The 7,021-nt window shown below is 30.9% G+C and carries 10 protein-coding genes; 1 reads left to right on the top strand and 9 read right to left on the bottom strand.

The annotated features are described in order from the left end of the window. Window positions 1-150: 150 nt before the first annotated feature. Window positions 151-1,464, top strand: coding sequence for a serine hydrolase (locus tag ACVHXK_RS15175; RefSeq protein WP_461207258.1), 1,314 nt, complete (start codon window positions 151-153; stop codon window positions 1,462-1,464). Between the two features lie 88 nt (window positions 1,465-1,552). Here ACVHXK_RS15175 and ACVHXK_RS15170 read toward each other — a convergent pair whose 3' ends face one another. From ACVHXK_RS15170 to rplU, 9 genes are all read right to left on the bottom strand, one after another. Further along, on the bottom strand, window positions 1,553-2,452 hold the full coding sequence (locus tag ACVHXK_RS15170) for an RluA family pseudouridine synthase (RefSeq protein ID WP_461207257.1): 900 nt from the start codon (window positions 2,450-2,452) through the stop codon (window positions 1,553-1,555). Continuing rightward, entirely contained in the window at window positions 2,445-2,828 is a 384-nt protein-coding gene (locus ACVHXK_RS15165) for a RidA family protein (protein ID WP_461207256.1), read from the bottom strand. Before ACVHXK_RS15165 ends, ACVHXK_RS15170 begins: the two co-directional genes overlap by 8 nt. A gap of 21 nt (window positions 2,829-2,849) precedes the next feature. Then, on the bottom strand, window positions 2,850-3,416 hold the full coding sequence (gene yqeK / locus ACVHXK_RS15160; protein ID WP_461207255.1) for a bis(5'-nucleosyl)-tetraphosphatase (symmetrical) YqeK: 567 nt from the start codon (window positions 3,414-3,416) through the stop codon (window positions 2,850-2,852). 11 nt (window positions 3,417-3,427) lie between these two features. After that, entirely contained in the window at window positions 3,428-4,030 is a 603-nt protein-coding gene (gene nadD, locus ACVHXK_RS15155) for a nicotinate-nucleotide adenylyltransferase (protein WP_461207254.1), read from the bottom strand. A gap of 170 nt (window positions 4,031-4,200) precedes the next feature. Next, on the bottom strand, window positions 4,201-4,488 hold the full coding sequence (locus ACVHXK_RS15150) for a YhbY family RNA-binding protein (RefSeq protein ID WP_461207253.1): 288 nt from the start codon (window positions 4,486-4,488) through the stop codon (window positions 4,201-4,203). An 11-nt stretch (window positions 4,489-4,499) separates the two neighbouring features. Continuing rightward, entirely contained in the window at window positions 4,500-5,771 is a 1,272-nt protein-coding gene (obgE, locus tag ACVHXK_RS15145; protein ID WP_461207252.1) for a GTPase ObgE, read from the bottom strand. Between the two features lie 167 nt (window positions 5,772-5,938). Next, window positions 5,939-6,241, bottom strand: a complete 303-nt coding sequence (rpmA, locus tag ACVHXK_RS15140; RefSeq protein ID WP_461207251.1) for a 50S ribosomal protein L27 — start codon at window positions 6,239-6,241, stop codon at window positions 5,939-5,941. A 3-nt stretch (window positions 6,242-6,244) separates the two neighbouring features. Continuing rightward, window positions 6,245-6,586, bottom strand: coding sequence for a ribosomal-processing cysteine protease Prp (locus ACVHXK_RS15135; protein WP_461207250.1), 342 nt, complete (start codon window positions 6,584-6,586; stop codon window positions 6,245-6,247). Window positions 6,587-6,588: 2 nt separating this feature from the next. Then, a complete protein-coding gene (gene rplU / locus ACVHXK_RS15130; protein WP_461207249.1) occupies window positions 6,589-6,900 on the bottom strand; it encodes a 50S ribosomal protein L21 in 312 nt (103 codons plus the stop codon). Window positions 6,901-7,021 lie beyond the last annotated feature (121 nt).

Below are 7,021 nucleotides of genomic sequence, written 5' to 3'. Positions count from 1 at the left end.
GTTAGAATTTTCTGAAATTTAAAACGATAAATTTAAGCTTACTACAGCTATAAAATAAATTTGCTCGTTAGAGCTGAATATCAATAAAGTCTTTTGATAATAATCAGTTTTTTTGTTATACTAAAACTATAAATTGCTTGGAGGTATCATATGCGAAAATCACTTACATTTTTTATGACTATTTTATTAGTTCTGACAACTTCTGTACTTCCTGCTTATGCAGAAAATGATTATAAACTATCAGAAATATCCGCTGATGGTATAGTTTTAATGGATGCTAACACAGGTCAAATACTTTATTCAAAGAATCCAGATGCACAATATCCACCCGCTTCAACTACTAAAATAATGACAGCATTATTAGCTTTAGAAAACTGTGATTTAGATGAAATCGTAAAAGTTGGTGATGAACCTCCTTATGCCGATGGAAGTAAAATATATATCAATGAGGGTGAAAAAATACCTTTAAAAGATTTATTGTATTCTCTTTTATTAGTGTCTGCTAACGATTCTGCAGAAGCCATTGCTGAACATATTTCTGGTTCTGTTGAAGATTTTGCAATTTTAATGAATAAAAGAGCCAAAGAATTAGGGTGCACTAACACCAATTTTGTAAACCCTCATGGTCTATATGATGATAATCATAGAACCACTGCACATGATTTAGCTTTAATACTTAGAGAACTATATTCACATCCTGAATTCAGCGAAATAGCCACTACTAGCATGTATTACATCGAACCTACTAATAAACAAGAAGAACAAAGACCTCTTTGGAATGGAAATCGCTTAATACAGCAGAGTAGTCCATATTACTATGAATGGTGTCAGGGTGGGAAAACTGGTTATACAGTTCAATCTAAGCACTCCTATGTTGCTACAGCTAAAAAAGATAGTGTTTCCTTAGTTGCTGTATTGCTTCATGACGAACAAAAAACATTTTGGACTGATAGTAAAAATCTATTTAACTACGGATTTGATACTTTTGAAGCAATTAATTATAAAAAAAGTGGCGATATTATATCAACTTATAAAATTTCAGATGAAAAAACAATAGATCTTGTAGCGCTAAATGATTTTACTTATCTATCAAAAATAGGTTCAACCTCTGAACCACAGATAAGTATAACCAATAAAGATCTCAGTCAATCTTCATTTGCAGCTAACGAAGAGATTTTAACCGCAAATGTTACAATAGATGATGAAATAGTTGGAGAACTTAAACTAGGTTCTAATGAAGATTATTCTTATGAAAAGTCAGTCATTCCTAAATCAGAAGAAACTGACAATACTAATAATAGTATTTCAGTAGCTACTATTTTAAAATATGTTGGACTAGCTTTAGTACTTGCAATAGTACTTTTAAGAATACGAAAAAGAATTAGAGATAAAAACAGAAAGAAAAAATTAGAAGCCTTAAAAAAGAAAAATATATACTTATCAAAATATAAAAATAGATTTTAGAATAACAAAATATTATACAAATGTAAAATTCTAAATATACCATATAAAAAAAGAACTAATGCAAAGCAATTGTTCTTTTTTTATATGGTCATTTTATTTTTTCAATAAGATGCAACAAATCTGATGGAAAGTCTGCTTTTATTTCCACTATTTCCAGGGTTCTAGGGTGTGGAAAAGATAATTTATAAGCATGAAGAGCCTGCCTCTTTATATATTCCGTGTCTTTTTCACCATCACCGTACAGCATATCTCCAAAAAGCTCATGTCCTAAGCTTTTCATATGGACTCTTATTTGATGGGTTCTTCCCGTTAAAAGTTTTAGTCTAACAAGGTCTCCCTTATCATAAGAGTCTATCACTGTATATTCAGTCAAAGCTCGTTTACCATCTTCGCCTACAATTCTATGTATACCATCTTCGGCTTTCATAATTGGTCGATCTATTAAACCGTTTTTCTCTACAAGGTTACCTTTTACAATTGCAAAGTATTCTTTTTCAAATTTATTTTCTTGCATTAATCTTGATAAATTCATATGACTAAAAGAATTTTTTGCGATTAGTAGCACTCCAGAAGTATCTTTATCTAGTCTACTAACAAATCTAACTGGAGCATCAATACTATTTTCAAGAAAATAATATGCTATAGCATTACCCACAGTTATTTCATTTTCATCATTGGATTTATAAACAACGATCCCCCAAGGTTTATTTACTACCAATACATCTTCATCTTCAAACAACACATCAATTTCAAATTTCTTAGGCGTAAAATTTATACCCTTCTCTTTTTCTAGAAATATTCTTAGCAAATCACCTTTATTTATTTTAGAATATAAAGTTACTGCATTATCATTTATCCAGAGCCTACCTTCTTTAGCAGCTTTTCTTGAGAACCTACTAGAAATTTGCAGTTTTTCTCTTAAATAAAAAATTAACTTTTTACCATTAAAATCATTATCTATAGTATACTCTAAATAATCTTTATTCAATTATTGCCATCACTTCTATTTCTAAAAGGGCATCTTTAGGTAATGCTCCTGCTTGAACACAAGACCTAGCTGGTTCATTTTCTGTAAAAAATCTTGCATATACTTCATTCACTTTGGAAAAATCATCAATATCTTGTAGAAAAATAGTTGTCTTTACAACATCACTGAGCTTAGCCCCTGCTTCTTCTAAAACTGCTATAAGATTCACCATTACTTGCTCTGTAGCCTTTTGAACATCATCCTTAATTAGGTCACCTGTAGCCGGGTCAATGGGAATCTGTCCTGATGTAATAATCATATTGTCAACCTTCACTGCTTGTGAATAAGCTCCTAATGCTCCTGGTGCCTTATCTGTACTTATAATTTTTTTCTTCATAATAATCCTCCTCATGTTTTTTTATTTATTTTTAAGCAAATAATTTCTGCCGTCAATAGTATCGTGATGTAGACATCCACCTTTATCTATTATGTGTTTTATTGTAATATCAAAACCTAATAAAACTCCCTTATCAAGATTTTCAAAAGTTATTTTTCTAAGGGCCTCAACACCAGGAAAATCTCTTGAAGGTTCAATATAGTCAGCAATATATATTATTTTCTCTAATTTGCTCATATTTCTTTTACCTGTAGTATGATAAACCACAGCTTCTAATATTTCTTTATCTTCTATTTTGAAAACATTTTTAGCGATATATGCACCTGCAGCACCGTGTAATAAAGAAGGGTTATCATGTGCTATTTCATCCACGTTGTATCCATATTTAGTAGCATACTCTATCATAGTATCATTATTCAAATATTTAGCGGCATCATGTACAAGACCTGCTAATACAGCTTTTTCTTTATCTGCATCGTATATCTCTGCAAGTAACTTTGCTGTATCTCTCACATTTAAACTGTGTTCATATCTTTTTTCTTTAAGTTCTCTATTCAGATATTCAATGATTTTTGATTCTTCCCACATAAATTCACCTCTTAATAATAAAGTCTCAATTCTTTTATACTATTTTCTAGTTTATTAGGTATTAGATAACTTACATTCTCCCTATGTTTTATTTTATTTCTTACAAAAGTTGAAGATACCTCAATTAATGGTAAATCTAAAAATTTAATTTCACAATCATACTTGTTAGCTATTTTACTCCTTTGACTTAATAGTTGCTCTTTTTCATATCCTGCCCTATTAAATACCACAAAACTACAGTTTTTTAAAATATATTCTACATTAACCCAAGTCTCAATTTCCATTAAACAATCAGCACCAGAAATAAAAAACCATTCAGTTTCCTTTTCTTTTTCTTTTAAATACTCAATTGTTTCATAAGTATAACTACGATTCTTTTTTTTAATTTCATAGTCAGAAATTTCAAATTTATTTTCTTCATCAATAACTTCTTTTACCATATTATATCTAATTTTTGCTTCTGAAATATCTTTACTATCTTTATGCGGAGGATTTCCAGTTGGGATAAATACTATTTTATCTAAATCCAAAGTATACATTGCTTCATAGGCTATGTGAAGATGTCCATTATGTATAGGATCAAAAGTTCCACCTAATATTCCTTTTCTTTTCAATTAAACCAGTCCTTTTTATCTTTTAGTTAAAATGAGTATACCATATAATTAAACATTGATAAATAAATTACACAAAAAAATACCCACTATAAAAGTTTCTTGTAGGAAACCATATAACAATGAGTATTCTAAATGTATATTGTTTAACTTAAACAATTTCTAATTTTTAATTAAGGCAATTGTATTTTTGGTTCTTTTGCTTTTCTATATATTAAAAACTTGCTACCAATTGCTTGAACTCCCTCGCAATTTACTTTACTACAAATAATGTCTGATGCTTCTCTTGCAGTAATTTCATTGTTATTTAATACCTTTATTTTAATTAATTCTCTCACTTTCAAAGCCTGGTCTACTTGTATTACAAAGTTTTCATCAATACCATTTTTCCCAACTTGGAAAATTGGATCCATAGTATTACCAAGTGATCTCAAATAAGCTCTTTGCTTGTTCGTTATCATTAATTTCCTCCTTACATAAATTCAAACTCAAAATCATTAAGACTAACTAAATCTCCATCTTCAATACCCATACTCTTTAATTCATCCATAATACCTTTGTTTTTTAATACTTTTTGGAAGTATCTTAATGAATCTGGGTCATGAATATTAACACTCTGTAATAATCTATCTACAAAGCTTCCCGATACAATATATACTCCATTTTCAATATTTATTTCATAAGTAAATCGCTTTTCTTCTTCTATAAATAACTCGGATGCATCAAATTCTAAGTCCTTTACAGGTATAGTACTCAATGTATATGCTACTTCTTTCATTACTTCATCAACACCTTGCTTCGTTGCTGCTGACATCTTAAAGACCTTATTATAACCCATTTTTTCAACTTCTTCTTTAAAGTTATTATAAACCTCATCATCATAAAGCATATCTGCTTTATTAGCAACAACTATCTGTGGTCTATCAGTAAGCTTAACACTATAGTTTTTAAGTTCATCATTAATCTTTTTAAAATCTTCTAGTGCATCTCTGCCTTCAATACCTGATATATCAACTATATGAACCAATAATCTAGTTCTTTCAATATGTCTTAAGAATTCATGGCCTAATCCAACTCCCTCAGATGCACCTTCTATAAGTCCTGGAATATCAGCAATTACAAATGATTGTGCCCCTTCTACTTTTACAACTCCTAAATTAGGTTTTAAAGTTGTAAAATGATAATTTGCTATCTTTGGCCTAGCTTTTGAAACTATTGATAGCAATGTAGATTTACCTACATTAGGGAATCCTAGTAATCCTACGTCTGCAAGAAGTTTTAATTCTAAAGTTATTAATCTTTCTTCCCCTGGCATTCCAGGTTCTGCAAAGTGTGGTGCTTGCCTAGTAGGAGTTGCAAAGTGTTGGTTTCCTCTACCACCTCTTCCACCTTTAGCAATAATAAATTGCTCACCATCTTTATTTATATCTACCATTATTTTGTTTGATTCTGTATCTCTAACAACAGTGCCTACTGGTACTCTTATAATTAAGTTATCAGCACTTTTACCAAAACAGTTGCTTCTGCCCCCATTTTGGCCACTTTGAGCTTCATACTTTCTTTTATACCTGAAATCGAGTAAAGTAGTTAGGTTTCTATCTCCAACAAGTATAATACTTCCACCTCTACCACCATCTCCACCTTCTGGTCCACCAGCAGCTACAAATTTCTCTCTTCTGAAGAAAATAAAACCGTCTCCTCCATTACCAGATTTAATAAAAATCTTGGCTTTATCTATAAACATATACTTCACCTACCTTTTCTTATAAAATAAAGTTGCAATTTGCAGAGTGAAGAGTGCAGAGTGCAGTTAGAAAATTAAACCCCTAACTCCCTTCTGAAAACTACACTCTTCTTTCTTTATTACTACATAGTGTGCTAAAAATAAAAGCACCCCTACGGGTGCCTGTATTATTCTGCTATTGCTTCTTCAAAATCTACTGGGTAAACACTTGCTTGTTTCTTGCTTCTGCCAACTCTCTCGTATTTAACGATTCCGTCAACCTTTGCAAAAAGAGTGTCATCTCCACCTCTGCCAACATTATTACCTGGGTGAATTTTAGTTCCTCTTTGTCTAACTAGAATGTTTCCAGCTAAAACAAATTGACCGTCACCACATTTAGTCCCAAGTCTTTTTGATTCACTATCTCTACCGTTTTTAGAGCTACCTACACCTTTTTTGTGTGCAAATAACTGAAGGTTCATTAATAACATAGGTTACACCTCCTCGACTCTTACTTTTATATAATCCTTGTACTCTTCCATGCTTTCTAAACCAATTAGAAGTGTCTTTAACAACACTTGACAATTCTCTATATCATCAATATCACGATTTGTAATGTTTAAACTAGCAAAACCAGTTTCTTCATTTATCTTAAAATCTATGCCAGCTAAAAGATTTATTTTCAAAACTTCTAGTATACCATTAATAGTTGCATATGTAAGAGCTGAAACAGCACTACAAACAATATCACTACCATATTCAGCATATCCAGCATGACCATCAATATCAAAAGATATAATATTATCATTTTTCTTTTTTATTAAAGCATTAATCATTCTTATGCCTCAATTTTTTCTATTTGAAGTTTTGTATAAGGTTGTCTGTGACCATTTTTCTTTCTAAAGTCAAGTTTAGCTCTGTATTTGAATACAACAACTTTTTTTTCTTTACCTTGCTTTAAAACTTTGGCTACAACCTTAGCTCCTTCAACTACAGGATTTCCTACTACGAAATTTCCTTCTTTACTTACAGCAAGAACTTCGTTTAATTCTACAGTAGAGTCAACTTCAACGTCTAATTTTTCTACAAATAAAACGTCTCCTTCTTGAACTCTATACTGCTTTCCTCCAGTCTTAACTACAGCGTACATAAAAACACCTCCCTATCCAGTCTCGCCACAATAAGGTACACAATACATTGTGTTTAATACCCAAAGTGAGCGGTCTACAAACGCCATTATATCATAATATTTATATGGTGTAAAGCGTTTT

The organism is Clostridium sp. DL1XJH146, from assembly GCF_054819755.1.
This window is presented reverse-complemented; position numbering and strand designations above follow the sequence as displayed.